General features: G+C 72.0%; 20 protein-coding genes. 11 read left to right on the top strand and 9 right to left on the bottom strand.

The genetic code is table 11. The features are described 5' to 3' along the window. The first annotated feature begins 6 nt into the window (after positions 1–6). Together O2L52_RS01105 and O2L52_RS01100 are read left to right on the top strand one after the other, a co-directional pair. On the top strand, positions 7–1,230 hold the full coding sequence (locus O2L52_RS01105; RefSeq protein WP_270113442.1) for an ATP-grasp domain-containing protein: 1,224 nt from the start codon (positions 7–9) through the stop codon (positions 1,228–1,230). Beyond that, positions 1,227–2,441: an MFS transporter gene (locus tag O2L52_RS01100; protein WP_270113441.1), complete on the top strand. Its 1,215-nt coding sequence runs from the start codon at positions 1,227–1,229 to the stop codon at positions 2,439–2,441. The genes O2L52_RS01105 and O2L52_RS01100 overlap by 4 nt, the downstream gene beginning before the upstream one ends. Positions 2,442–2,528: 87 nt before the next feature. Here the strand turns inward: O2L52_RS01100 and O2L52_RS01095 are convergent, their stop codons facing one another. From O2L52_RS01095 to O2L52_RS01085, 3 genes are all read right to left on the bottom strand, one after another. Beyond that, positions 2,529–3,854: an ABC transporter substrate-binding protein gene (locus O2L52_RS01095; protein WP_270113440.1), complete on the bottom strand. Its 1,326-nt coding sequence runs from the start codon at positions 3,852–3,854 to the stop codon at positions 2,529–2,531. A gap of 82 nt (positions 3,855–3,936) precedes the next feature. Continuing rightward, positions 3,937–4,854, bottom strand: a complete 918-nt coding sequence (locus O2L52_RS01090) for a carbohydrate ABC transporter permease (protein ID WP_270113439.1) — start codon at positions 4,852–4,854, stop codon at positions 3,937–3,939. Further along, complete coding sequence (locus O2L52_RS01085; RefSeq protein WP_270113438.1) at positions 4,854–5,741, bottom strand: carbohydrate ABC transporter permease; 888 nt, start codon at positions 5,739–5,741, stop codon at positions 4,854–4,856. The genes O2L52_RS01090 and O2L52_RS01085 overlap by 1 nt, the downstream gene beginning before the upstream one ends. Positions 5,742–5,926: 185 nt before the next feature. Between O2L52_RS01085 and O2L52_RS01080 the strand changes: the two genes are divergently transcribed. After that, the gene (locus tag O2L52_RS01080) at positions 5,927–7,003 is read left to right on the top strand and encodes a LacI family DNA-binding transcriptional regulator (protein ID WP_270113437.1); all 1,077 of its coding nucleotides are present in this window, start codon (positions 5,927–5,929) and stop codon (positions 7,001–7,003) included. Here O2L52_RS01080 and O2L52_RS01075 read toward each other — a convergent pair whose 3' ends face one another. Beyond that, entirely contained in the window at positions 7,004–9,235 is a 2,232-nt protein-coding gene (locus tag O2L52_RS01075) for an RICIN domain-containing protein (protein ID WP_344474470.1), read from the bottom strand. A gap of 156 nt (positions 9,236–9,391) precedes the next feature. Beyond that, positions 9,392–10,000: a TetR/AcrR family transcriptional regulator gene (locus tag O2L52_RS01070; protein ID WP_270113435.1), complete on the bottom strand. Its 609-nt coding sequence runs from the start codon at positions 9,998–10,000 to the stop codon at positions 9,392–9,394. An 89-nt stretch (positions 10,001–10,089) separates the two neighbouring features. Between O2L52_RS01070 and asnB the strand changes: the two genes are divergently transcribed. Next, positions 10,090–11,907, top strand: a complete 1,818-nt coding sequence (asnB, locus tag O2L52_RS01065; protein WP_270113433.1) for an asparagine synthase (glutamine-hydrolyzing) — start codon at positions 10,090–10,092, stop codon at positions 11,905–11,907. Positions 11,908–11,943: 36 nt separating this feature from the next. On the opposite strand, the gene O2L52_RS01060 is transcribed toward asnB, so the two are convergent. After that, positions 11,944–12,810 (bottom strand): deoxyribonuclease IV, encoded by an 867-nt coding sequence (locus O2L52_RS01060; protein ID WP_270113432.1) that lies wholly within the window; start codon positions 12,808–12,810, stop codon positions 11,944–11,946. Positions 12,811–12,889: 79 nt separating this feature from the next. Between O2L52_RS01060 and O2L52_RS01055 the strand changes: the two genes are divergently transcribed. Then, the gene (locus O2L52_RS01055) at positions 12,890–13,159 is read left to right on the top strand and encodes a glutaredoxin domain-containing protein (protein WP_270113431.1); all 270 of its coding nucleotides are present in this window, start codon (positions 12,890–12,892) and stop codon (positions 13,157–13,159) included. Between the two features lie 215 nt (positions 13,160–13,374). After that, the gene (locus tag O2L52_RS01050) at positions 13,375–17,967 is read left to right on the top strand and encodes an ATP-dependent helicase (RefSeq protein WP_270113430.1); all 4,593 of its coding nucleotides are present in this window, start codon (positions 13,375–13,377) and stop codon (positions 17,965–17,967) included. A 149-nt stretch (positions 17,968–18,116) separates the two neighbouring features. Here O2L52_RS01050 and O2L52_RS01045 read toward each other — a convergent pair whose 3' ends face one another. The 3 genes from O2L52_RS01045 to ku all read right to left on the bottom strand — a co-directional run bounded on the left by O2L52_RS01045 (position 18,117) and on the right by ku (position 20,836). Beyond that, complete coding sequence (locus tag O2L52_RS01045) at positions 18,117–19,433, bottom strand: cellulase-like family protein (RefSeq protein ID WP_270113429.1); 1,317 nt, start codon at positions 19,431–19,433, stop codon at positions 18,117–18,119. An 88-nt stretch (positions 19,434–19,521) separates the two neighbouring features. Next, positions 19,522–19,920: a hypothetical protein gene (locus O2L52_RS01040; RefSeq protein WP_270113428.1), complete on the bottom strand. Its 399-nt coding sequence runs from the start codon at positions 19,918–19,920 to the stop codon at positions 19,522–19,524. A 10-nt stretch (positions 19,921–19,930) separates the two neighbouring features. Then, the gene (gene ku / locus O2L52_RS01035; protein ID WP_270113427.1) at positions 19,931–20,836 is read right to left on the bottom strand and encodes a non-homologous end joining protein Ku; all 906 of its coding nucleotides are present in this window, start codon (positions 20,834–20,836) and stop codon (positions 19,931–19,933) included. 176 nt (positions 20,837–21,012) lie between these two features. Here ku and O2L52_RS01030 point away from each other — a divergent pair, with 176 nt between their 5' ends. The 5 genes from O2L52_RS01030 (at position 21,013) to O2L52_RS01010 (ending at position 25,684) form a co-directional block, all read left to right on the top strand. Next, complete coding sequence (locus O2L52_RS01030; protein WP_270113426.1) at positions 21,013–21,585, top strand: DNA polymerase ligase N-terminal domain-containing protein; 573 nt, start codon at positions 21,013–21,015, stop codon at positions 21,583–21,585. Then, positions 21,582–22,526, top strand: a complete 945-nt coding sequence (gene ligD / locus O2L52_RS01025; protein ID WP_270113425.1) for a non-homologous end-joining DNA ligase — start codon at positions 21,582–21,584, stop codon at positions 22,524–22,526. Before O2L52_RS01030 ends, ligD (O2L52_RS01025) begins: the two co-directional genes overlap by 4 nt. Then, a complete protein-coding gene (gene ligD, locus O2L52_RS01020; protein WP_270113424.1) occupies positions 22,523–23,437 on the top strand; it encodes a non-homologous end-joining DNA ligase in 915 nt (304 codons plus the stop codon). The genes ligD (O2L52_RS01025) and ligD (O2L52_RS01020) overlap by 4 nt, the downstream gene beginning before the upstream one ends. Positions 23,438–23,649: 212 nt before the next feature. Beyond that, complete coding sequence (locus O2L52_RS01015; RefSeq protein WP_270113423.1) at positions 23,650–24,165, top strand: SigE family RNA polymerase sigma factor; 516 nt, start codon at positions 23,650–23,652, stop codon at positions 24,163–24,165. Positions 24,166–24,181: 16 nt separating this feature from the next. After that, the gene (locus O2L52_RS01010) at positions 24,182–25,684 is read left to right on the top strand and encodes a hypothetical protein (protein WP_270113422.1); all 1,503 of its coding nucleotides are present in this window, start codon (positions 24,182–24,184) and stop codon (positions 25,682–25,684) included. Positions 25,685–25,772: the final 88 nt, after the last annotated feature.

The following is a 25,772-nucleotide window of genomic DNA, read 5'->3' as shown; positions in this document are numbered from 1 at the left end:
ACGCCGATGGACCTGCTGCTGATCATGGGCACCGGGCACGAGCTGTTCCGCGAGTACCTGCTGGCCTCCGCCGCCAGGGAGGGCACTCCGCTGTGGGCGCTCGACCCGGCCGAGCCGACCTGGCAGGCGCCGTACCTCGCCGGGCACACCGTGTGCGACGTGTTCGACCCCGCCGCCGCCCGCGAGGCCGTGCGGCGGGTCGCCGCCGAACACCACGTCCTGGGCGTGTTCTGCTGGCACGAGGCCGCCATCCAGGCCGCCTCCGAAGCCGCCGCCGAACTCGGCCTGCCCGGGCCCGACCCCGAAGCGGTGCGGGCCGTCCGCGACAAGTCCGCGACCCGCCGCCGCCTCACCGAAGCGGGCGTCCCGCAGCCCGCGTTCCACGTCCTCGCACCAGGCGACGACGGGACCGAGGCCGCCGCCGCGATCGGATTCCCGCTGGTGGTCAAGCCGATCGCGCTCGGCGCCAGCCAAGGCGTGATCAAAGTGGACGATTCCGGGAACCTGGCCGCGGCCGTGGCGGCGGCCCGCGGCACGCAGCAGGCGGGCATGCGCAACGACGGCACCCTGCTCCTGGAGCAGTACCTCACCGGGCCCGAGATCAGCGTCGACGCCGCCGTCATCGACGGCGAGTACCTCCCGTACGCGCTGGCGCGCAAGCAGATCGGCCCCGAACCGTACTTCGAGGAGATGGGGCACACCGTCGACCCGCACGATCCGCTGCTGGCCGACACGGCGCTCACCGGGATGCTCGCCGCCGCCCACGAAGCGGTCGGCTGGCGCCACGGCAGCACCCACACCGAGGTCAAGCTGACCCCCGAGGGCCCGGTCCTGGTGGAGATCAACGGCCGGCTCGGCGGCGACCTCATCCCCTACCTCGGCATGCTGGCCAACGGTATCGACTCCGGCGTCGCGGGCACCCGGCTCGCCCTCGGCGCACGGCCGGACCTCGCCCACCGCCGCGAACGGCACACCGCCATCCGGTTCCTCGTGCCGCCCTGCAGCGCCGTCGTGGACAAGATCGCGCTCCCGCCCGCGCGCCCCGGCGAGCTCGAGACGGTCCAGGTCGCGGCCCCCGGGGACGAGCTCCTCATGCCCCCTGACGGGTACATCGCCCGGTACGGCTGCCTGATCGCCTTGGGCGCCAATGCGAGTGAATGCCAGGAGATCCTCGACCGCGCCGAAGCCGAGACGATCTTCGAGTGCACGCCCCTGCGGGGAGCCGCATGAGCGGGACCCGCGCCCCCGAGGAGGCCGCCGACGGCGTCTGGTCCACCCTGCGGGACCTGCCGCCGTCCGTCATCACCCTCCTCGTCGGCATCGCGCTGAGCCGCACCGGCACCTTCATCGCGGTCTTCCTCACGCTCTACCTCACCGCGCGAGGCCACACCCCCGCCAGCGCGGGGCTCGCGCTCACGGTGTTCGGCGTCGGCTCGATCGTCGGGAGCTTCGCCTCGGGGACGGTCACCGCCTGGTGGGGCGCCAGGCAGGTCATCGTCGGGTCGATGCTCCTTTCGGGACTGGCGGTCCTCGGGGTCGCGTTCGCCGAGGACTACCGGCTGCTCGTGGCGCTCGCGTTCGCGGCGGGCCTGTTCGGGCAGATGTACCGGCCGGCGGCCGCGGCGATGATGGCCGCCTTGACGCCGCCGCAGCGGCTCGTCATGGTCTCCGCCGCGGCGCGGCTGGGGCTGAACGTGGGCGCGGCGCTCGGTCCGATGCTCGGCGTGTGGCTGCTGACGCATTCGTTCGCGCTGATGTTCGTGGTGAACGCGTTGACGCACCTGGCGTTCGGTCTCATCGCGCTGTTCCTGCTCCCGAACGCGCGCGAGGGCCAGGAGTCGTCCGACGAAGCGCCCGCGGTGAGTTACCGGGACGTCTTCAAGGACTCGAAGTACGTGCTGGTGATCGTCGCGATGTTCCTGACGGGGTTCATCGAGTCGCAGTACCAGGCGGTGCTGCCGCTGCAGATCCTGAGCGAGGGCCATCCGGCGTGGCTGTACGGGACGATCGTGACCTTGAACGGCGCCATCGTGATCCTGTTCGAGCTGCCGGTGACCCGGTACACGCAGCGGCTGCCGATGCGGACGACGATCGCGTTCGGCAGCCTCTTCATCGGCGCGGGCCTGGCGCTGTTCGGGGTCCCGGCGGGGATCTGGGTGTGCTTCGCGGGGGTCCTGGTGTGGACGTTCGGCGAGATCATCTCCGCGCCTTCGGTGGTGGCGTATCCGGCGCTCGCGGCTCCCACGGACCGGCACCGCAGCCGTTACATCGGGGCGATCACCACGGCCCAGATCGGCGGCTACGCGCTGGGTCCGGCGGTGGGCACCTACCTGTTCCAGATCGAGCACTCGTTCGTGTGGATCATGTGCGCCGCAGTGGGTCTCGTGGCGTTCCTCGCGATGTGGAGGGGCGTGCGCGAACCCGAGCAGGCGCTCGCCTGAGTCCTTATTGGTGCGGCTGGAAGGCTGCGCGGCCGCGGCCGAGACGAATCACCGCGGCCGCGCAGCCGCCGTCCAGGTGCCCTGAGGTCAGTTCACCTGGAAGCCCTGGGCCTCGCCGTAGCCCTCCAGCGACTCCTGCCAGGCTTCGAGGCCGGCGTTGAGGTCGCCCTGCTCGGTGTAGGCGGCGCCGACGGTGTCGGGGAAGACGCTGTTGGCGTAGACCTGGAACGGCAGGTACTGGAATCCGGTGGCGACGTTCTCGGAGGCGGCGACGCACACCTCGTTGATCTTCTGGCCCCCGAAGTAGTCCGGTGCGGTGCCGGTGAACTCGGGCGAGGCGAGTTCGGCGGTGGTGGAGGGGAAGCCGCCGTTCTCGAGGAACACGGCGATGCTCTCCGGGGAGCTGTTGAGCCAGCGCAGGAAGGCCGCGGCGAGGGCCGGGTCCGCGGACTGCTTGAGGACGGACTGGGCGCTGCCGCCGTTCTCGGCGGTGACGGGGGTGCCGTCGTAGCTGGGGACGGGCGCGACGCGCCAGTTCCCGGCGCCTTCGGGCACGGAGCCCTCGAGGATGCCGGGCATCCAGGAGCCGCTGATGAGGCTGGCGACGGTGCCGTTGGAGAGGGCCTTCCACCAGTCGTCGCTCCAAGTGGGGATGGGGGCGAGGAGGCCGGGCTGGAGCATCCGGTTCCACAGGTCGGCCCAGCGGCGGGTGCCCTCGTCCTGGAGGTCGATGCCGACGTTCGTGCCGTCGACGGTGTAGGGCCGGCCGCCGGCCTGCCAGATGAGGGGCTGGGCGAAGCCGGGGTCGCCGGCGTCGTTGGTGAGGAACCGGTTCGGGTCGGCGGTGTGGAGGGCTTCGGCCGCGGCGACGTACTCGTCCCAGGTGGCGGGGACGGTGAGGCCGAACTCGTCGAAGACGGCCTGGTTGTAGAGCATGACCATCGGCCCGGAGTCCTGGGGCAGGCCGTAGACGCCGCCGAGGTCGACGGCGGCCCATGTCGAGGCGGTGTACTGGGGTTCGAGGTCGGCGAGGCCGTACTGGCCGAGGTCCACGAGGGCGTCGGAGAGGACGAACTGCTGGAGCGCGTAGTACTCGATCTGGGCGACGTCGGGTGCGCCGGAGCCGGCGGCGACGGCGTTCTGGAGGGCGGTGTACTCGTCGGTGGCGGTGCCGGCGTTGACGACCTCGACCTCGACGTTCGGATACTGGGCCGTGAAGGCCGCGGCCTGGGCTTCGCCGGAGGGGGTCCAGGTCCAGTAGGTGAGCTTGCCGCCTCGCTCGAGGGCGGCGTCGAGGTCTTCGGGGCTGCCGGCGGCGGCCGGTTCGGTGTCGTCGCCGCAGGCGGCGAGTGCGCCGGTGGCGAGGGCGGCGGGGACGGTGCCGATGACGGTGCGGCGCTTCAAAGTGGACATGTGCGGGTTCCTTCACTTCGTTGTGCGGGGGTGCGGAGACTCCCGGGGCTGGGCGGGATCGGGCGGGGCCGGAGGGGTCCGGTCAGCCCTTGACGCTTCCGGCGCTGAGGCCGGACTGCCAGAAGCGCTGCAGGAGGATGAAGACCGCGACGATCGGGACGATCGTGAGGAGCGATCCGGTCAGGACGAGGTTGAAGATCGGTTCGGCGGCGACGCCGGACGCCTGCTCGCTCCACTGGTTGAGCCCGACGGTGAGCGGGTACCAGTTCGGGTCGCTGAGCATGATGAGCGGCAGGAAGTAGTTGTTCCAGGTGGCGACGACCGCGAAGAGGGCCACGGTGACGATGCCGGGGGCGAGCAGCTTGGCGGAGATGGTGAAGAAGATGCGCATCTCGCCGGCGCCGTCGATGCGCGCGGCCTCCAGGAGCTCCTTCGGCACCGATTCGAGGGTGTAGACCCAGATCAGGTAGAGCCCGAAGGGGCTGATGAGCGAGGGGACGATGATCGCCCACGGGGTGTTGGTGAGTTCGAGCTCGCTGAACAGGAGGAACGTGGGGACGGCGAGAGCCGTGCCGGGCACGGCGATCGCGCCGAGGATGACGGCGAAGTAGGCCTTGCGGCCGGGGAAGGCGTACTTGGCGAGGCCGTACCCGGCGAGGGTGGCGAGGAGGGTCGCGCCTCCGGCGCCGAGGACTACGTACAGGAGCGTGTTGCCGAGCCAGCGCAGGAAGATGCCGTCGTCGTAGGTGAAGGTGCGGACGATGTTGTCCCACAGGGCGAAGGAGTCGCCGAAGGCGAGCCCGAAGCCGCTGAAGAGGTCCGCCTGGGTCTTGGAGGCATTGATGAAGAGCCACGCGAGCGGCACGAGCGCGTAGGCCAGGAAGAGTCCCATGAGGAGGGTGAGGGCGAGGGACTTGCGCGGCGAGGCGACCGAGTGGCGCGGCCGGCGCGCCCGGTGGTGGATCGTGCGGTGCCTTGGGGCGGCGAGTGCGGTGGGCATCAGCGGTCCTCCCTGCGGGTGCCGCGCAACTGGACCGCGTAGGCGATCGCGGCGGTGATGACGCCCATGACGATCGCGATCGTGGCGGAGTAGTTGTACTGCTGGCCCGCGAAGCTGAGGTTGTAGGCGTACATGTTGGGCGTGAAGTAGCTGTTGACGACGTTGTTGGCCAGGGGCTTGAGGACGTTCGGCTCGTTGAAGAGCTGGAAGCTGCCGATGATGGAGAAGATCGTGGCGATGACGACGGCGCCGCGGACGGCGGGCAGTTTGATCGCCTTGAGGACCTGGGCGCCGCGGGCGCCGTCGATCTCGGCGGCCTCGTACAGCTCGAACGGCACGGTCTTCAGGGCCGAGTAGAAGATGAGCATGTTGTAGCCGACGTACTCCCAGGTGACGATGTTGCCGAGGGAGGCGAGCATCCAGTCGGGGGCGAATGGCCGCAGGTCGGTGCCGAGGAGCTCGTTGAGGTCGGCGGTGAGGCCGAAGTGGTCGCCGTAGATGAAGCCCCACATGAGGACCGCGACGACGGCCGGTACGGCGTAGGGCAGGAAGATCACCAGCCGGAAGAGGCCGGTGGCGTAAAGCCGGGCGCCGTCGATCGCGAGTGCCGCGACGAGCGCGAGAGCGAGCATGATCGGGACCTGGACGAGGAGGAACAGCGAGACGCGCAGGAAGCCGTCCCAGAACTGGGGGTCGGTCAGCGCGGTCCGGTAGTTCTCGAGGCCCACGAACGCGTTGCCGCCGACGAGCCGGTTCTGGAAGAGGCTCAGCCACAGCGCGTACGCGAGCGGGGCGATGAACACGAACACGAACACGGCGGCGAACGGTCCGGTGAACTGCCAGCCGCGCCAGTCGCGGCGTGGCCTTCGGGAGGGATGAGGGGGCATCGCGTGGTCGCTCCGTTGCTGTTTCGGATGAGGCAGGTGTGTACGCTAACCCAGAATGTTTTCGAAAACAAGACGAGTTTACCAAGATGTTTTCGATAAACTCGACCGCGCGGGCCAGACTGGGCGACACCGCGCCCCACACGGCACAATCAGGTGCACAGGCACCGGACTTCGGAGGTAAGCGGATGGCAGTGGACGCGGCCGGCGAGACGACGCCCTCCTCGGGAACGCCCGGCGAGGCGCCCGCAGAGGCGGCTTCGAAGCCCGCCACGATCTACGACGTCGCCCGCGCCGCCGGCGTCTCCCACCAGACGGTGAGCCGCTTCCTGAAGGGGTACAAAGGCATCCGGCCGCACACGCAGGAGAAGGTGGCCAAAGCGCTGGCCGAGCTGCGCTACCGGCCGAACCTGACCGCCCGCTCGCTCAAGAGCGGCCGACCCCACCGCCTCGCCGCCCTCACCCACGAGATCGAGCAGGTCGGCCCCAGCCGGATCATCCAGGGCGCCAGCGCCGCGGCCCGGCAGGCGGGGTACCTCCTCGACATCATCACCTTCGACATGACCGACGCCGACGCGGTCGACGAGGCCGTCCGCCTCGCCGCGAGCCAGGACGTGGCCGGCATCCTCGCGCTCGCCTCCACCGACGCGATGACCGAGGTCTTCGAGCGCACCGACTTCCGGGTCCCGGCGCACATCGCCGCCGAAGAGGACGACGAGGTCACCGGGCACCGCACCGAGCTGAGCGACGTCGGCTTCCCGTCGCTCATCGCCTACCTGGCCGGGCTCGGCCACGAGCGGTTCCTCCACATCGCCGGGCCGTCCGCGTACTCCGCGGCCCGCAACCGCGCTCGCGCGTACGAGCGCGCGCTCGCCGACCGGGGACTGGCGTCGGCCGGGACGATCCACGGGGACTGGTCGGCCGAATCCGGGTACGACGCGGTCATGGGCCGCGGCGCCGACCTGGGTGCGACGGCGGTCGTCGCCGCGAACGACCAGACGGCGCTGGGGGCCATGCTCGCCTTGCGCGAGCTGGGCCTGCGCATCCCCGAGGACGTCAGCGTCACCGGCGTGGACGACATCCCCGAGGCCGCGTACTTCGCCCCGCCGCTGACGACCCTGCGCGTCGATTTCGCCGCGCAGGGCCGCTCAGCGGTGCAGGAGCTGCTCAGCCGGATCGATCAGGCGCCGCCGCCGCGCGTGCCGTCGCTGCAGACCGAACTCGTGATCCGGGCCTCCACGGCGTGGGCGGCGAAACCGCGCTGATCAGGCTGGGGCCCAGGTGAACTGCTGGTTCTGACCGCCGTTGCAGGCGTACTGCTGCAGCCGGGCGCCGTCGGCGAGCGCACTGCTCGGCACGTCGAGGCACTTGCCGCTGTGCCGCGCCACGAGCCGGATGTGGCCGCCTCCGGCGTCGACGACCTCCCACTGCTGGTTGCGGCCGCCGTTGCAGGTCCACTGGACGACCCTGGCGGCGTCGGCGGTCGACGCGGCGTTCACGTCGAGGCACTTGCCCGAGTGGACCGCCGTGATCTGGTGGTAGCCGTTGCCGAGGGCCTGGAACCGCCAGGACTGGTTCGCGCCGCCGTTGCAGCCGTACTGGGCGGTCTCGGCGCCGTTCGCCGTGGAGGCGCCGACGACGTCGACGCACTTCCCGGAGTGGCGCGCCGCCAGGGTCACCGCACCGGCCGTCCCGTCGGACAGCCGCCACTCCTGGGAGCCGTTGTTCGTCAAGGGCTGCAAGGTCGCCGCTGCGCCTTCAGCGCCGCCGGTCAGGTACAGGGCCGGGTTCGCGGTGGACTGGAACCGGTGGAAGCCGTCGCTGGTGGGGACGAGGTTCCAGGTGCCCGTGGCGGTGTCGTCGACCCACTGGCCGATCCGCTGGCCGGCCGTGGCGCTGCCGGTCCAGATGCCGGCGGCGCGGCCGCCCGACTTGTTCAGCAGCGTCACCGAGCTGCCGCCCTTGGTCGCGAGGTGCCAGAACTGGGTGTCGGGCTCCGGAGTCGCGCCGGCGTCCTCCAGGACCACGTCCGGGACGTCCCCGTTGCCGAGGTTCGCGTCGGTGGTGTTGCCGCCGGTGCCGAGGACCTGCCCGGTCTGGCGGTTCACCAGCTGGTGGTAGGCGCCGTCCGAGTCGCCGAGGTCCACTTCGCCGAAGCGGATGACCGCGGCGCTGGTCGGACCGCCCCACGTGCCCTGGAGGATCACGACGCGGCCGGTGCCCTCCACGTACTGGAGGGTCCGGCTGTACCCGGCGCCGATGTTGGTCTGGTGCTCGGTCCAGGTGCCGGTGCTGGAGCCGGTCTCGTTGACCCAGACGCTGGCGCTGCCCGCGGCGTTGTACGCGATGCGGCCGTCGGGGAGTCCGATGAGGACCGGGCTGCCGCCGGTCGAGAGGGCGCGTGAGCCGCTCGCGACCGGGAGGGCGCCGATCTCGGCGCCCGCCTGGCCGCCCACGGTCCTGAAGTCGAGCGGGCTGTTCGCGACCTTGTAGCGGATGTTCGCTCCCCCGCCCCAGTACTCGTAGGTGATGAGCCACTTGCCGTCCGAGGTGGGCGCGACGGTGGTCATGCCCGGGCGGCCGCCGCCGATCACGGTCTTGCCGCCGCCCATGCCCTGCGTCAGGCCCTGCACGTCGACCACGGGGCTGGACCAGGCGGCGCTGGTGCCGTTCCAGGTCTTGTGCACCAGGATCTGCCCGTGCGAGTCCGGTGCGGTGGCGTTGGCGGGGTCGAGGATCGGGACGCCGGCGGCGGTGACGCCGATGTAGTCGTTCTCGTCGGAGTAGTACGCCACGAGCTGTCCGTTGTAGACCATCAGGAACGGCTCCCAGATGGGGTCGACCTGCCGGTAGGTGTTGGCGGCGGCGACGTTGACGCCGGTGGCGCCGGCGCTGCCGCCCTGCCAGCCGCCGGTGGCGATGATGTTCACGACCCGCCAGGTCGCGCCCTCATCGTCGCTGGCGTACAGGGCGAGGGCCATGTCGGAGCGGTCGCCGTCGTTGGTGGGCACCCAGTTCGGGTCGGCGGCCTTGCGTTCGAGGTAGTAGTGGTCGTCGCCGGTGACGACGCTGGCGAGCAGCAGTGTGCCGGCGGCGAGGTTCCCGACCCGCTGCGGAAGGGCGTAGAGGTACGGGCTGCCCCAGTGGCTGATGTACCTGTCGTACGCGGGGTCGGCGGAGAGGTAGGCGGGGGCGGGCACCTCGGCGAGGTGGCTCCAGCTGGTGCCGCGGTCGTCGCTCTTGTAGACCGGCAGGGTCTCGCCGTCCGCGCTGCCGGAGGGGGCGACGACGGCGTTCTCGAAGGCCGCGACGAGGCGGCCGCTCGGCAGCTGCGCGGACTTCGGGTAGACCGCGCAGTTCCCGAGGCCCTTCAGGCAGTCCCGGTCGCCGAGGTCGTAGAGGACCCCGCCCATCGGGTTGTAGGCCTGGGCCGGGGCCGATGGTGCGAGCACCAGCGCCGCCGCGGCGACGAGCGCGGCCAGCGCCCTCCACCACATGGATCTGTTCGGCTTCATCGCCACTCCTCAAGGGGTCGCTTGCGGTGGGTCGGGCCTCTGCGCCGGCGCCCGCACCCGGTTCGTGGCTCAACCTAACAGAAATGTTGTCGAAAACATAGACCGTCGTCGACCCCTTCTCGGCGGGGCGCGGCGTCGCTAGCCGGCCGCCGCCTGGAGGTGGCGCGTGATGTGGCCGAGGGCCCGCCGCAGCGACTCCTCAAGGGGGAGACCGGACTGGAGCGCGGTCTGGACGGCGGCGCTGCCGGCGCCCATGACGGCGCCGACGAGGGCCGCGGCCTCGAGTTCGCCGAGGCCGGGGTCGGTGGCGCGGAGGGCTTCGGCGAGCTGGTCCTGGATGTCGAACATCCGCTGAAACATGAGGCCGCGCAGCACGGGCGAGTCCATGACGATCTCCAGCCGCAGGCGCTCGCGGTCGGAGCCGGCGTCGAGGCCGGGGGCGTCGAGCATCGCCAGCACGACTCGGACCAGGGCCTCGATCGGGGGTTCGGCGGGCTCGCGCGCGGCGATGGTCCGCGTGCCCTGCTCGATCAGGGCGGTCCGGTCGTTGAAGAGGACGGACTCCTTGGCGGGGAAGTGGTTGAAGAACGTGCCGGGCGAGACGTCCGCCTCGGCGGCGATCTCGTTCACCGTCGTCTGCTCGAAGCCGTGGGCGGCGAACAGCCGGTACGCCGCGTCCTGGATCGACTCCCGGGTGCGCTGCTTCTTGCGTTCCCGCCGTCCCGGATCGGGTTGCTCCGCTGCCATGCCGGAATCCTACTGCACTCGCTTGACAATTAGAGTTACTACATTATTGTAGTCACTACAGTGATTGCTCCGAGAGAGGACGGCACGACATGTGCGGATTCGCAGGATGGATCTCGTTCGGCCGCGACCTGGCCGGGCACCGGCCCGAGGTCGAGGCCATGACCGCGACGATGGCCTGCCGCGGGCCGGACGCCGCGGGCGTCTGGATCGACGGCCCGGCGGCGCTCGGCCACCGGCGCCTCGCCGTGATCGACATCGACGGCGGCGCGCAGCCGATGCGCGCCGACACCCCCGACGGCCGAGTCGCCATGGTCTACGCGGGCGAGGCCTACAACTACCGGGAGCTGCGGGACGACCTGCGCCGCCGCGGCCACCGCTTCACCACCGAGTCGGACACCGAAGTGGTCCTGCGCGGCTACCTCGAATGGGGCGCGGCCGTCGCCGAGCGCCTCAACGGCATGTACGCCTTCGCGATCTGGGACGCCCGCAGCCGCGAGCTCGTCATGGTCCGCGACCGCATGGGCGTGAAGCCGTTCTACTACTTCCCCACCGAGGACGGCGTGCTGTTCGGTTCCGAGCCGAAGGCGGTCCTCGCCAACCCGCTCGCCCCGCCCGTCCTCGACGCCGAAGGGCTGCGCCCGGTCGTGGCCCTCATCGACGACCCGGTCGACGGGTTCTGGCGCGGCATGCGGAAGGTGGAGCCGGGCACCGTCGTCACCGTGTCCGCCAACGGCATCCGCACCGAGCGGTACTGGACGCTGCGGACGGCCGAGCACACCGACGACCTCGACACCACCGTCGCCACGGTCCGGGAGCTCCTGGAGGACATCGTCGAACGCCAGCTCGTCTCGGACGTGCCGCTGTGCTCGCTCCTGTCCGGCGGCCTCGACTCCAGCGCCCTCACCGCGCTCGCGGCCCGCCGCTCCCCGGAGCCGCTGCGCACCTTCGCGGTCAGCTTCACCGAGCCGGGCGCGGAGTTCGTCCCCGACGAGCTGCGCGCCACCCACGATGCCGCGTTCGCCCGGGAGCTGGCCGCCCACGCCGGCACCGACCACCGCGAGATCGTGCTCGACCCCGCCGGCCTCGCCGACGCCGGCCTGCGCTCCACCGTGGTCCGGGCGGGCGACATCCCGTACGGCTACGGCGATTCGTACGCCTCACTGCACCTGCTGTTCAAAGGCGTCCGCGAGCACTCCACAGTGGCGCTCTCGGGCGAGTCCGCCGACGAGGTCTTCGCCGGGTACCGGTGGACCCACGCCGAGGCGAGCGGGGGCACCCGGACCTTCCCGTGGCTCAACATGGTCCCCAGCCGCGCGCCGGTCCTGCGGCGGGACGTCCAGGACGCCCTCGCGCTCCCCGAGTACGTGCGGGACGCCTACGGGTCGGCCGTCGCCGCGGTCGAGCGCGCTCCGGGCGAGAGCGACCTCGAGTTCCGCATGCGGGAGGTCTCCCACCTGCACCTCACGGGCCTCCTGCGCATCCTCCTGGACCGCAAGGACCGCATGAGCATGGCCACCGGCCTCGAAGTGCGCGTGCCGTTCTGCGACCACCGGCTCGTCGAGTACGTCCACAATGCCCCGTGGGCGATGAAGACCTTCGACGGCCGCGAGAAGAGCCTCCTGCGCGCCGCCGTCGCTGACGTCCTGCCCGAGTCGATCGCGCAGCGCGTCAAGAGCCACTACCCGCAGACCAACGACGCCGCTTACGCGACGGCGATCCGCGCGCAGGGCCGCGGCCTCCTCGACACCCCCGGGCACGGCGTGTTCGACCTGGTCGACCAGCAGTGGCTCAAGGCGGCCGTGGAGGAACCGAGCGCGGCCATGCCGATCGAGGTGCGGCTCGGCCTCGAACTCGCCCTCGACCTCGCCGTCTGGATCGACGACTACGCCCCGGTGATCCGCATGTGAGCGCATCCGCCGCGGCCCGGCGACCGGGTCGCGGCGTCACCGGCCGGAGGCGGCCTCACTGACGAGGCGCTTGGCGTGCGCCACGTCGCGGGCCTGCGTCGCGGTCTCCACGATCAGCGGGATGCCCGCCAGCGCCGGACTCGCCGCCACCGCCCTGAGGCCGTCGTCGCCGAGCAGGCCCTCGCCGAGCGCCTCGTGCCGGTCGCGGCGCGAGTCCCGGGGGTCCTTGCTGTCGTTGTAGTGCACCAGGCCGACCCGGCCCGGCCCGGCGGCCGCGCTCAGCGCCTCCAGCGACGCCTCGAAGCCGTCCCTGTCGGACAGGAGCTCGCCCGCGGCGTGCATATGGCAGGTGTCCAGGCACAGGCCGACCTCGGCGATGCCCACGGCCTGCAGGTACTCCCCCGCGCTCACCAGTGTGGACGCCATCGAGTTGGCGCCGCCGGCGGTGGGCTCGACCAGGAGCCGGACCGAAGGCGGGGCGTCGTCGAGGACGGCGCGGAACGCGGGCGCGAGGCGCTTGAGCGCGGCGGCCCGGTCGCCGTCGATCGAGGAACCGGCGTGCACCACGACTCCGGCCGCGCCGATCCGCTCCGCGGAGGCCATCGCCACACGCAGGTTCTCCACCGAGCGGTTCACGGTCTCGGCCACCGGCGAGGCGAGGTTCAGCAGGTAGGCGGCGTGCACGTAGACGGGCCAGCCGCGCGCGGCGCACTGCTCGCGGAAGTCGTCGGCCACGTCCTGGTCGAGGCGGGGCGGCGCCCAGCCGCGCGGGGAGCCGATGAACACCTGCAGCGCTTCGACCTCGAACGCGACCGCGTTGGGGATGCCGCGCTTGACCAGGCCGCCCGCGACGGGCACGTGCGCGCCCACCGGGTGGCCCACTGCACTCTCGACCGACCCCACCCGGCGCCTCCCGTTCACTCGCTACCGCCTGCACTCACAAAGGATTACGGTAGCGGAGGTCAACAGGAGGGGTACGGACATGGCGAACGACGAAGGCACCGCGATCCGCGTGTACGGCGCCGAGTGGTGCGGGGACTGCCGCCGCACGAAGCGCCGGTTCAGCGAGCTCGCCGTCGACATCGACTACGTCGACCTCGAGGCCGAGCCGGCCGCCGCCGACGAGGCGCGGCGCATCTCGGGCCGGACGAACATCCCGGTCGTGGTGTACCCGGACGGGACGCACCAGGTCGAGCCGAGCAACGCGGACGTCGAGGCGAAGCTCCGCGAACTCGCGATCCTCGGCGTCTAGGGGTTCTGCGGGCAGTACCGGCCATCGCCCGCTCGTCGGGCGTCGGCGAGGCTCGCGAGCCGCCGACGGCGCGGAAGCGCATGGGTGCGGATGCCGGCTCGCCGAAACCGCGCGAACGTCCCCGATCCGCCCGCCCGAGCCGTCTCCGGCACGGGCGGCGCGCGGTTCGCCGAACCGGGCCGGTCGTGTCGGCCGTCCGGGGCACGATTGTCGGTATGGCCTCACCTCGCAAGTCCGCGCTCGACCGCTTCTCGCCCGCGACCGCCGCATGGTTCACGGGCGCGTTCGAGGCGCCGACGCCCGCGCAGGAGAGCGCCTGGCGGGCCCTCGCCGAGGAGAAGGACGTCCTGGTCGTGGCCCCCACGGGCTCGGGCAAGACCCTGGCCGCGTTCCTCTCCGCGCTCGACGCCCTCGCCTCCGCGCCGCCGCCCGAGGACCCGAAGCTGCGCTGCCGGGTCCTCTACATCTCCCCGCTCAAGGCCCTCGGCGTCGACGTCGAACGCAACCTCGCCGTCCCTCTCGCGGGCATCCGCGCCGAAGCCGCCCGGCTCGGGCTCCCCGAGCCGCAGATCCGCGTCGGGGTGCGGTCGGGCGACACCCCGCCCGCCGAGCGCCGCTCGCTCGCGGTCCGGCCCCCGGACGTCCTCATCACCACCCCCGAGTCGCTGTTCCTCATGCTCACCTCGAAGGCGAGGGAGGCGCTGGCCGGCATCGAGACGGTCATCCTCGACGAGGTGCACGCGGTCGCGGGCACGAAGCGCGGCGCGCACCTCGCGCTCTCCCTCGAGCGCCTCGACGAGCTGCTGGCGCGGCCCGCCCGCCGGATCGGCCTCTCGGCCACAGTGCGGCCGGTCGAGGAGGTCGCCCGCTTCGTGTCGCCGCAGCGGCGCACCGCGATCGTGCAGCCGCCTTCGGCGAAGGTCTTCGACCTCTCGGTGGTCGTCCCGGTCGAGGACATGGGCGACCTGGCCGAGGCCCCCGCCCCGTCGGCCTCCCCGTCCGGGGCCGCCCGCGCGGCCCGGTCGATCTGGCCGCACGTGGAGGAGCGCATCACCGACCTCGTGGAGCAGCACCGGTCGACGATCGTCTTCACCAACGCCCGCCGCGTGGCCGAGCGGCTCTCCAGCCGGCTCAACGAGATCGAGTACGAGCGGCGCACCGGCGAACGCCTCCCCGAGGACCACGGCCCGGCCGAGCTGATGGGCGGCGCCTCCGCGACCCCGGGCGCGCCGCCAGTCCTGGCCCGCACCCACCACGGCTCGATCTCCAAGGAGCAGCGCAAGCTGGTCGAGGAGGACCTCAAGGCGGGCCGGCTGCGCGCCGTCGTCGCCACCTCCAGCCTCGAGCTCGGCATCGACATGGGCGCGGTCGACCTCGTCGTCCAGGTCGAGGCCCCGCCGTCGGTCGCGTCCGGGCTGCAGCGCGTCGGCCGGGCCGGGCACCAGGTCGGAGCGGTCTCGCGCGGCGTGTTCTTCCCCAAGACCCGCGGCGACCTCGTGCAGTCCGCGGTGGTCGTGGAGCGCATGCGGGAGGGCGCGATCGAGGCGCTCAAGATCCCCGCGAACCCGCTCGACGTGCTCGCCCAGCAGATCGTCGCGATGTGCGCGATGGACGACTGGGCCGCCGCGGACCTGCTCGCGGTGGTGCGCCGCGCCGCCCCGTTCGCCTCGCTCCCCCAGTCCGCCTTCGACGCCACATTGGACATGCTGGCGGGCCGGTACCCGTCGGACGCGTTCGCGGAGCTGCGGCCGCGCCTGGTGTGGGACCGCGCGACCGGGAACCTCACCGCCCGCCCCGGGGCGCAGCGCCTCGCCGTCACCTCCGGCGGCACCATCCCCGACCGGGGCCTGTTCGGCGTCTTCCTCGCGGGCACCGACCCCAAGCGCGGCGGCGGCCGGGTCGGCGAACTCGACGAGGAGATGGTCTACGAGTCGCGGGTCGGCGACGTGTTCTCGCTCGGCACCTCCTCCTGGCGCATCGAGGAGGTCACCCGCGACCGCGTCGTCGTCTCGCCCGCGCCCGGCGTGCCCGGCCGCCTCCCGTTCTGGATCGGCGACTCCCTCGGCCGGCCCCTCGAACTCGGCCGCGCCCTCGGGGCGTTCACCCGCGAGATCGCCGCGCTCCCGAAGGAGCAGGCCCGCAAGCGCCTCAACGCGGCGGGCCTGGACGACTTCGCCGCCCGCAACGCCCTCGCCTACCTCGAGGAGCAGGCCGAGGCCACCCGCCACGTCCCCGACGACCGCACGATCGTCGTCGAGCGCTTCCGCGACGAGCTCGGCGACTGGCGCGTCGTCGTTCACTCCCCGTTCGGCGCGCAGATCCACGCGCCCTGGGCGCTCGCCCTCGGTGCGAGACTGCGCGAACGACACGGCGTCGACCCGCAGCTCATGCACCACGACGACGGGATCGTCCTGCGCCTGCCCGACACTGACGACTTCAGCTTCGACCCCGCCGACCTGGCCTTCGACAAGGGCGAGATCACCGGCATCGTGACCGAGGCCGCCGGGAGCTCGGCCCTGTTCGCCTCCCGCTTCCGCGAGGCCGCCGCCCGCGCCCTGCTCCTGCCGCACCGCCAGCCCGGCAAGCGCCAGCCGCTGTGGCAGCAGCGGCTGCGCTCCTCCCAGCTCCTCGAGGTCGCCGCGCAGTACCCGTCGTTCCCGATCATCCTCGAAGCGGTCCGCGAAGTCCTCCAAGACGTCTACGACGTGCCCGGCCTCGCCGAGCTCATGGGCGACATCGAGGCCCGCCGCGTGCGCCTCATCGAGGTCGCGACCCCCGAGGCCTCCCCGTACGCCCGGTCCCTCCTCTTCGGATACGTCGCGCAGTTCATGTACCAGGGCGACACCCCGCTCGCCGAACGCCGCGCCGCCGCGCTCTCCCTCGACTCGCACCTGCTCGGCGAGCTGCTGGGCGAGGCCGAACTGCGCGAACTGCTCGACCCGGACGCCTTGGCGCAGTTGGAGGCCGAGCTCCAGTGGCTGACCGAGGACCGCCGCGCGCGGGACGCCGAGAGCGTCGCCGACCTACTGCGCCTCCTCGGCCCGCTCCAGGACCGCGAACTCGCCGAACGCGGTGCGGAGCCCGACTGGGCCGCCGAGCTGGCGGCGGCCGGCCGGGCCTTCAAAGTGGACATCGCCGGGCATGGGCACTGGGCGGCCGTCGAAGACGCGGGCCGCCTGCGCGACGCCCTCGGCTCCGCGCTCCCCGCCGGCGTCCCGGCCGCGTTCCTCGAGCCCGTCGCCGATCCGCTCGGCGACCTCCTCGCCCGCTACGCCCGTACCCACGGCCCCTTCACCTCAGGCGACGCCGCCGCCCGCTTCGGACTCGGCGTCGCCGTCACCGACGGCGCCCTCCAGCGCCTCGCCGCCGACGGCCGCCTCGCCGGAGGCGAGTTCCGGCCCGGCGGCGAAGGCCGCGAATGGTGCGACGCCGGAGTCCTGCGGCGCCTGCGCCGCCGTTCCCTTGCGGCCCTTCGGAAAGAACTCGAGCCCGTGGCCCCTGCCGCGCTCGCCGCGTTCCTGCCCGAATGGCAGCACCTCGGCGGCGACCTGCGCGGCGTCGACGGCCTCGCCCGCGCCGTCGAGCAGCTCCAAGGCGCCCCGGTGCCCGCTTCGGCATTGGAGAAGCTCGTCCTGCCCTCGCGCGTCGTCGACTACAGTCCCGTGCTGCTCGACGAGCTCACCGCCTCCGGCGAAGTCCTGTGGGCCGGAGCGGGAAGCCTCACCGGCAAGGACGGCTGGATCGCGCTCTACCCGGCCGAGACCGCATCGCTGCTCCTCCCGGACGCGGTCCCGTTCGAAGCCGGACCGGTCCACAACGCACTGCTCGACGCCCTGGCGGGCGGGTTCGGGCTGTTCTTCCGACAGCTCGCCGAGCAGGTGCGCGCCGCACACCCCGAGGTCCCCGAATCCCAACTCGCCGAAGCACTCTGGGACCTGGTCTGGGCCGGACGCCTCACCAACGACACGCTCGCGCCACTGCGCGCCCACCTCGGATCCGGCAGCTCCCCCGGCGCCACCGCCCACCGCGCCAAGCGCGCGGCCCCGCGCGGGCGCTACTCCCCCGGGGTCGGCTCGGGCTGGCGCGAACTCAGGGCCGGCACCGGCATCGCCGTGATGCCCACTGTGGCCGGACGCTGGTCGCTGCTGCCAGCGCCCGCGGGCGACGCCACGGTCCGCGCCCACGCGCTGGCCACCACCCTCCTGGACCGGCACGGCGTGGTCACCCGCGGCGCGGTCGCCGCCGAGGACGTCGAGGGCGGGTTCGCGAAGGTCTACCGGGTCCTCTCGGTCTTCGAGGAGTCGGGGAAGGCCCGCCGCGGGTACGTGGTCGAAGGTCTCGGCGCGGCCCAGTTCGCCGCAGACGGGGCCGTGGACCGACTGCGCGCCTTGGCCTCCCGGCGCGAGCGCGCGGAAGGGCTCGACGCCGTGGTCCTGGCCGCGGCCGACCCGGCCAGCGCCTACGGCGCGGCCCTGCCCTGGCCCGAACCGCCCGCGGGCGCGGCCCACAAGCCCGGCCGCAAGGCGGGTTCGCTCGTGGTCCTGGTGGACGGCGCGCTCGTCCTCTACCTGGAGCGCGGCGGCAAGACGCTGCTCGCCTGGCCTGCAGGCGAATCGGCCGACGGGGAGGCCGACGCGCGGCTGCGGGCCGCCGTGGACGCCTTGGCGGGCGCGGCCCGTGCGGGCGCCACGGGGCCCCTGTCGATCGAACGCGTCAACGACGAACCGGCGCTCTCGGCCCCGATCGGAGCAATGCTGGAGGCGGCGGGCTTCCGCCCCACGCACAAGGCGTTCCGGTTGCGGCCCTGAATGATCACGCCTCGCCGGCGAGGAAGTCGCGGTTGCGACTGAGGCGGCACGCGGCAGGACCGCGCACGCGCGGCGGCACCGGCACGAACTTGTCGGACACCGACGGAGCCGTCACGCAGCTGGGGGAACTTCGAAGCGAGGCCTTGCCGTCACTTAGCCGGTGCCAGCAGGGCGGCGTTGCATTCGCGCTGGAGCGCTTCATCGGTCCACATGGGATGTTGCGGGGCGGCGTTGGAGCAGACGATCGAGCCCCAGGCGCCGACCCGCACCGAGTGGGCGACGGCGTCGCGGCAGAGCTGCGCGCCGACCGGGCCTTCCTCGAAGCGGCCGTCGCGGGGCGTGTAGCCGACCCAGCCTTCGCCGAAGAACAGCGGCACAGCGAGGCGTTCCGCGTGGTCGGCGGCGACGTCGATCCAGTCGCGCAGGCGGTTCGCCATCGCGATCCGCTGGGGGCCGTAGTGGTCGTAGAGCCAGCGGTCGAACTTCTCGGGGTCGCACCAGTCGTGGACGTAGATCTCGGCGGGCTGCATGATCGAGGCCTTGAGCTTCCACGCGTGCGCCTCCGGCAGCCGCCACTCGGCGAGGGTCGGGGCGCCGGGGCGCAGCAGTTCGGCGTCGGCGCGCTCCTGCGGGAACTCGGCGGGGTCGCGGCGGAGGCCGAACTCCTCGATCAGGTCGTCGAGCACGCCGTAGACGTACGGGTGGAAGGCGAGCGCGGTCGCGTTGCGCGGCAGGCTCCGCAGGGACCCGGTCGGGACGCCGCCGTAGTTCGGGGCGCAGAGCACCTCGGGGTGGCGGGCCTGGAACGCGGCGATGCCGGCTTCGAGGCGGTCCTGGAGTTCGACGACGGCGTCCGCAGCGCCGGGGAGCCCGGCCGTGAGGTGGCCGATCTGGACTTCGTTGTGCGGCTCGACGCAGGCGAGGACGTGGGCGAGGCCGTGCTCGGCGAGCAGGTCGACGAGGTCGGCCTGGGCTTCGGCGAGGACGGTGAGCCGGTCCTCGGGGTCGACCGCGTGCAGCGCCTCGTACCAGGCGGGGTCGTCCGCGAAGGCGGGGCTCTGCTGGTACTCCCATGAGGAGGAGATGACCTTCACCCCGTGGCGGTCGGCGGCGCGGAAGAGGTCGAGGAGGTGGGCCTTCGCGTCGATCACGGTGGTCTGGCGGACGTCGTACCAGCGGACGCGGGAGCCGTAGCCGTCCGGGTCGCCGCCGAGCGGTTCGAGGCGCAGCGCGGTGGTGTCGAGGCCGGACCTGAAGAGCAGGAAGGGCATCGCGCAGATACGCACGGCGTTGTAGCCGAGGTCCACGGCCTTCGCCAGCGCGGCGTCGAGGTCTTCGAAGGGCTCGCCGGGGCCGGTGCGCACGTACCAGGAGAAGTCCCAGAGGGTGATGGCGAGGCGTTCGGGGAGGTGCGCGGGGATCGCGGTCGCCTGCGGGGAGGACGATTCTCGGCTCTTGGGTGGCATGTGCTCGACCTTATGAGGTCGTGACGTGGCTGTCGATGGTCGTTTCGACGGCGGATATGGACGAACCGCCGATGCCCGCGGGTGGCCGTCACGCGCCGTAGCTCCGGGCCTGGAGGTCGAGGTGGCGGTGGTAGGCGCGCAGGAGGTCGCGGTAGCGGTCCGGTTCGAGCGTCTCGCCGGGTCGGGTCAGGGTGAGTTGGGAGATGTAGGAGACGAGGACGTCCCCGGGGTAGCTGTAGCCGTCGGTGTCGCAGTCGCGGAGCCAGGCCAGGAAGGGCTCGAGGGCGCCGCGGGCCGCCATCGTGACCTGCTCGGCGTACTCCCGCAGGGCCGAGGGGCCTTCGCGGTCGGGCCAGCGGTCGGTCTCAGTGGCGAGCGAGTCGGCGACGGCCTGCGTCAGCTCCTGCTTGAACTTGGAGTCGACCACCCATTCCGGCAGCGGGTACCGGTCCTGCAGGGCTGCGGTCGCTGGGAGTTCCGGGGCCATGGGGCACCGCTCAGGCGCTCTTCTGCTTGCGTGCGGCCGACTTCTTGGCGGCCTTCTTGGCCGTCTGCTTGCGCGGGGCGGACTTCTTCGCGGCCTTCTTGGCGGTCTTCTTGGCGGTCTTCTTCGCCGCCTTCTTCGCGGGCCGGCGCCCGCCCTCCTTCGCCTCGACGCTCTTCTGCAGCGCGTCCATGAGGTTGATGACCTTGGCCTTCGGCGCCTCCTTCTTGGACTTCGAGGGCGTCTTGCGCCCGCGCGCCTTGGCGTCGATGAGGGCCCGCAGCGCCTCCTGGTACGCGTCCTCGTACTCCTCGGGGTCGAAGTCGCCGGTCATGGTGTCGATGAGGGTCGCGGCCATCTCCAGCTCCTGCTTGCGGGCCTCGCCTTCGAGGCCGCCGACCTCGGGGCGGCGGATCTCGTCGGGCCACAGCATGGTGTGGAGGACGAGCACGTCGTCGCGGGGCCGCAGGGCGGCGAGGCTCTCGCGGCGGCGCAGCGCGACCTTGACGATGGCGATCTTGCCCGAGTCGAGCAGCGCCTCGCGCAGGAGCACGTACGGCTTGGCCGCGGCCTTGCCGGGGTCGGCGTAGTAGGACCGCTCGTAGTGGATGGGGTCGATCTGGTCGCCGCTCACGAACTGGACGACCTCGATGGTCTTGGACGAGCTCACCGGCAGGTCGTCGAGCTCGTCGTCGGCGATGAGCACGGTCTCGCCGCTCTCGTGGTCGACGCCCTTGACGATGTCCTCGGGCGGCACGACCTCGTCGTCGAGTTCGCAGACCTTCTGGTAGCGGATCCGGCCGCCGTCGGACGCATGGTACTGGTGCATCGAGACGTCGTGGCTCGATGTCGCCGACCGCAGGCTGACTGGGATGCTCACCAGCCCGAACGCGATCACTCCGGTCCAGATCGCAGGCATGACCACAGCATGGCACTTACAGTGATCATGTGATCGCGATATGTGATCTTTCTTCGGCTCAACTGGGGACAAGGCCGGAACCGGCTTGTGTTTCGCCAGTTCAGAGGGGGTGTCCAGGCGTGGACCGAACGGGCGCGACGGTTTTGCCGGGTCGTCGGCCGGGTATCTCAGCCCGCATGGCACGGGGGGATCGGCTGGACGAGTACCGGGCGAAGCGCGACCTGGCGAAGTCCGGCGAGCCCGCGGGCGGGCGCCGCAAAGGCGACGGCGACCGGTTCGTGATCCAGCGGCACGAGGCGAGGCGGCTGCACTACGACCTCCGCCTCCAGGTCGGGGACGTGCTCGTCTCCTGGGCCGTGCCGAAGGGCCCCTCGCTCGACCCGCGGGACAAGCGGCTCGCCGTCCAGACCGAGGACCACCCGCTCGACTACGCCGAGTTCGAGGGCCGCATCCCCGAAGGCGAGTACGGCGCGGGCACCATGATCGTCTGGGACGCGGGCACCTACCGCAATGCCACCGCCAAGCGCGGCCGCCCGATCGCGATGGCGGACGCCGTCGAGCACGGCCACGTCTCGTTCTGGCTCGAGGGCGAGAAGGTCCGCGGCGGCTTCGCACTGTCCAGAATGGGCGAAGGCCGCGACTGGATCCTCATCAAGAAGGACGACGAGGGCGCCGACCGCCGCCGCAAGCCCGCCAAGACCCGGCTCGAGTCGGTGCTCACCGGCCGCACCAACCGGGACCTGGCATGACCGGCTTCCAGGAACTGATGAAGGCGAGCCTCACCGAGCGCCGGTTCTCCAAGGACGACTGGCTGTTCGAGCGCAAGCTCGACGGCATGCGCGCGCTCGCCACCCGCGACGGGGGCCGCCCGGAGCTGTGGTCCCGCAACGGGAACCGGCTCGACGAGCGCTTCCCCGAGCTCGTCGACGCGCTCGAGGCGCTCGGCGGGCCCCGGTTCGCCGCGGACGGCGAGATCGTCGCGTTCGACGGCCGGATGACGAGCTTCGCCCGCCTCCAGGCGCGCATCCACCTCACCGGCGCCGCCCGCATCGCCGCCACCGGCGTCGAGGTCTACTACTACCTGTTCGACCTCCTCTCCTTCGAGGGCGAGGACCTGAAACGGGAGCCGCTGCGCGACCGCAAGCGCCTCCTGCGCGCGGCCTTCGACTACCGCGACCCGCTGCGCTACTCGGTGCACCGCAACACCGACGGCGAGGCGTTCTTCGCGCAGGCCTGCGAGCGCGGCTGGGAGGGGCTCATCGCCAAGCGCGCGGACTCGCGGTACCGCGCGGGCCGCTCGAAGGACTGGCTCAAGTTCAAATGCGTGCGCGACCAGGAGTTCGTGGTCGGCGGCTTCACCGACCCGCAGGGCTCGCGCGCCGGGTTCGGGGCGCTCCTCGTGGGCTACCACGACGGGCGCGGGGCGCTGCGGTACGCGGGCAAGGTCGGCACCGGGTACGACGAGCGCACCCTGCGCGCGCTGCGCAATCGCATGGACGCCTTGGCGCAGGACGAGAAGCCGTTCGCCGACCCGGTGCGCGAGAAGCACGCCCACTGGATCCGCCCCGAACCGGTGGTGCAGGTGGGCTTCAGCGAGTGGACGCCCGACGGGATGCTGCGCCACCCGCGGTACCGCGGCGAGCGCATCGACAAGCCCGCCCGCGACGTGGTGAGGGAGACGAGCCGATGACCGTGCTCCACGTCGCCGACCGCGACATCAACGTCTCCAGCCTCGACAAGGAGCTGTTCCCGGACGACCATGTGAGCAAGGGCGACATGCTCCTCCACTACGGCACCGTGTCCGGCGCGATGGTCCCCCACCTGGCCGGGCGCCCGCTGACCCTGCGCCGCTACCCGCACGGCATCGGGACCGAGGGGTTCTTCCAGAAGCACCCGTCGGGCCTGCCCGACTGGATGCACGTGATCGAGATCGCGCACAAGCGATCCGAAGGGTCCGACCCCTACGTGATCTGCGACGACGCCGCGACGCTGCTGTACCTCGCGAACCTGACCGCCATCGAGTTCCACATCTGGACCGCCACGGCCCCCGACATCGAGCGCCCCGACCGGCTCGTGATCGACATCGACCCGCCCGCGGGCGTCACGGTCGCCGAGCTCCGCTCGATCGCGAGGCGGGCCAGGGACCTCTGCACCGCGATCGGTCTGACGCCGTTCCTGCAGGCCACGGGCGGGCGCGGCTACCACGTGGTCGCGCCGCTCGACCGCTCCGCCGACTTCCAGGCCGTGCGCGCGCTCGCCGGAGGCATCACCGACCGGCTCGCCGCCGCCGACCCGGAGCGGCTGACCACCGCGTTCCGCAAGAACCAGCGCGGCGACCGGATCTTCCTCGACGCCAACCGCAACGGCTACGGCCAGACCTTCGTCGCGCCCTACTCGCTGCGGGCCCGCCCCGGCGCCGCGGTCGCCACCCCTCTCGACTGGAGCGAGCTCGGACGCTCCACTCCGGACGGCTACACCACCGCGGCGATCGGCAGGCGCCTCGCCCGCAAGACCGACCCTTGGGCGGACATGGACGACCACGCCGCCGCCCCGGCCGAGGCCCAGGAGCGACTGGACGCCCTCGACGGCGAGTCGGCCTAGCCGCCAGTCCGGTAAAGGGACGTAGACCTTTCGCGCGGTCGAAGCCGGCCCCGGTGAAACACGCGCGCCGCACCCCGCTCCGCGGCTGAGAAAATATTCGCGCCGGACCGACAACGGGACGCCTCCCCGCGGAGTACTGACAACGCCGGGTTCCGCTCCATCCACCGCAGGGGGCGGGACCGGGCTCCCCACCCGTCATCCGAAAGAGGCCTATGAAGAACAGGGAACGGCACGAGGCCGAGTTCGAGGCGTTCGCGCTCGCGCAGCGCGAGAGCCTCCAGCGGTTCGCGTACTACCTGTGCGGGGACTGGCACGAGGCCGACGACATCGTGCAGAAGGCGCTGACGAAGCTGTTCACCGCCTGGCACCGCGTCGAGCTAGGCGGCGCCCCCGCTTACACCCGCCGCATCGTGACCAATGTGTTCTTCTCGCACCGCCGCCTGGCCTGGGTGCGGCGCGAGAAGACCGCGGAGACGCTGCCGGTGCAGGCGGTCGACCGTCCACAGGAGGAGGTCGACCTGCGGCTCACGGTCCTCGGCGCGCTCCACCTGCTCTCGCCCCGGGAGCGGGCCACGCTCGTCCTGCGGTACTGGGAGCAGCTGTCGGTCGCCGAGACCGCCGAGGCCATGGGCTGCTCCGCGGGCACGGTCAAGAGCCAGACCTCCAGGGGCCTGAACAAGCTGCGCAGCGCGCTGTCCGAGACCGCCGTCCTCACCACGACCAGATGAAAGGAGTCGTCGCCCGATGAACCCGCAGGACGACGTCGCAACCGTGTTCGCCGAGGCGAGGCCCGACGATCCGCCGCCCGGAACCGCGCTGGACATCAAGCAGGTGATGCGCGACGGCTACCGCGCCCGCCGGAGGAACCGCGCCGCCGTCGCCGGAGCGGCCGCCGCGGGCGTCTGCGCCGTCGCCGTCGTGCTCGCCTTCTCGGTCACGGGGCTGCCCGGCCCCGATACCGAAGAGCGGCAGCAGCTCCCGGCCGCGGACTTCGGGTTCGACCCGGCCCTGGCCGGCTACCCGAGCGACACCTGGGACTGGGGGGTGGCGCAGCCTGAGCTGCAGGAGGCCGCGAACGACGTGCTCGGCGGCCTCGCGGTCGAGGCGGGATTCGTGGACGCGGCGGCGCTGGAGTACGACATGCCGTCGCAGGACGCCGTCGAGGCCGAGATGGCGGAGCAGGACCTGGGCTACTTCGGCGCGCTCTCAGAACTGGGCTATCTCAACCACCCGCTCCAGTTCAGCGACTGGAACACCCCGGGCAACGCAGGCCAGGTCCAGCTGCGCGGCTACGTCGCCCGCGACGGCGACGAGGAGGCCGACCGGTCCTCCTTCACCGTCACCGCGATGCAGCCGGGCGGGTGGACCGCCGAGCCCGGGCCGACCGGCGAGGACGTGTTCCCCCAGCACCTCCTCGGCGACGAGGCCTCCTGGTCTGAAACGGCCCCCGAGTTCACGAGCGAGGACCTGGACGACGGCCGCACGCTCATCGTCGCCGACCACGGCTGCGCGCTGGAGGCCGTGGTCGTCTACCCGAACGCATCGGCACTGAAGTCCACATGGGATGTGGACTGCGAGGGGCAGGGCCGCGACCTCACGGTGGAGCAGTTGAGTGCCGCGATGCTCGCGATGCCGCAGATCGAGTACGACACCAGCGAACTGCGGCCGATCACCGGACTGGTCGAAGTCCCGCCCGGCTGGCCTTATTCGGAGGACTGGGAGACCGAGGCGGCCCCGGACGCCGATGCCAGCATCGATGCGGCCACCGCGGTCCTCGACGGAGCCTTCCCGGGTGTGGAGCTCACCTCCTTCCAGCCGAACCAGGCCGACCCCGGCTACTCCGGTCGACGCGCCTACGCGGCCGACTACAAGATGCCGTTCGAGGACGCCTCGGGCTACCCGGTGCACGCCCATGTGCGCTACTACCTGCCCGGCGGATGGCTGCCGGGCCTCCCTCCCGAGGGGTCGAGCGCAGAGGCGTACCTGCTCAACTGCGGCGGGCCGGGCGACGACAAGGACGACGTCTGCGAAGAGACCGAAGTAGACGGTCGCATGGTCGTGACCAGGTCCTGGGGGCTCGGCGACAGCGTTTCGACCTGGGTGGCGGTGTACGACCCGGCCGGCTGGGCGGTCGAGTTCAACACGATGGCGGAAGGCGATGTCGACGGATACGCCCACGGGGACCTCGTGGCCCTCGCGGCGTCACTGCCCGCGCCGGTCTACGACCCGCAGGAGTACGAGCGATAGCGGAACCGGCCGCCTCGGTCGCGTAGGCGACCGGGGCGGCGGAACCTCCGCTGATCCGCTGAGGTCCTTTCAGGAGCATGCTGGGGCC

Source organism: Glycomyces algeriensis (assembly GCF_027622855.1).
In the GTDB taxonomy this organism is placed as follows: Bacteria; Actinomycetota; Actinomycetes; order Mycobacteriales; family Micromonosporaceae; genus Glycomyces; species Glycomyces algeriensis.
Note: the sequence above shows the minus strand (reverse complement) of the source record. Positions and strands in the feature narration are given on the sequence as shown.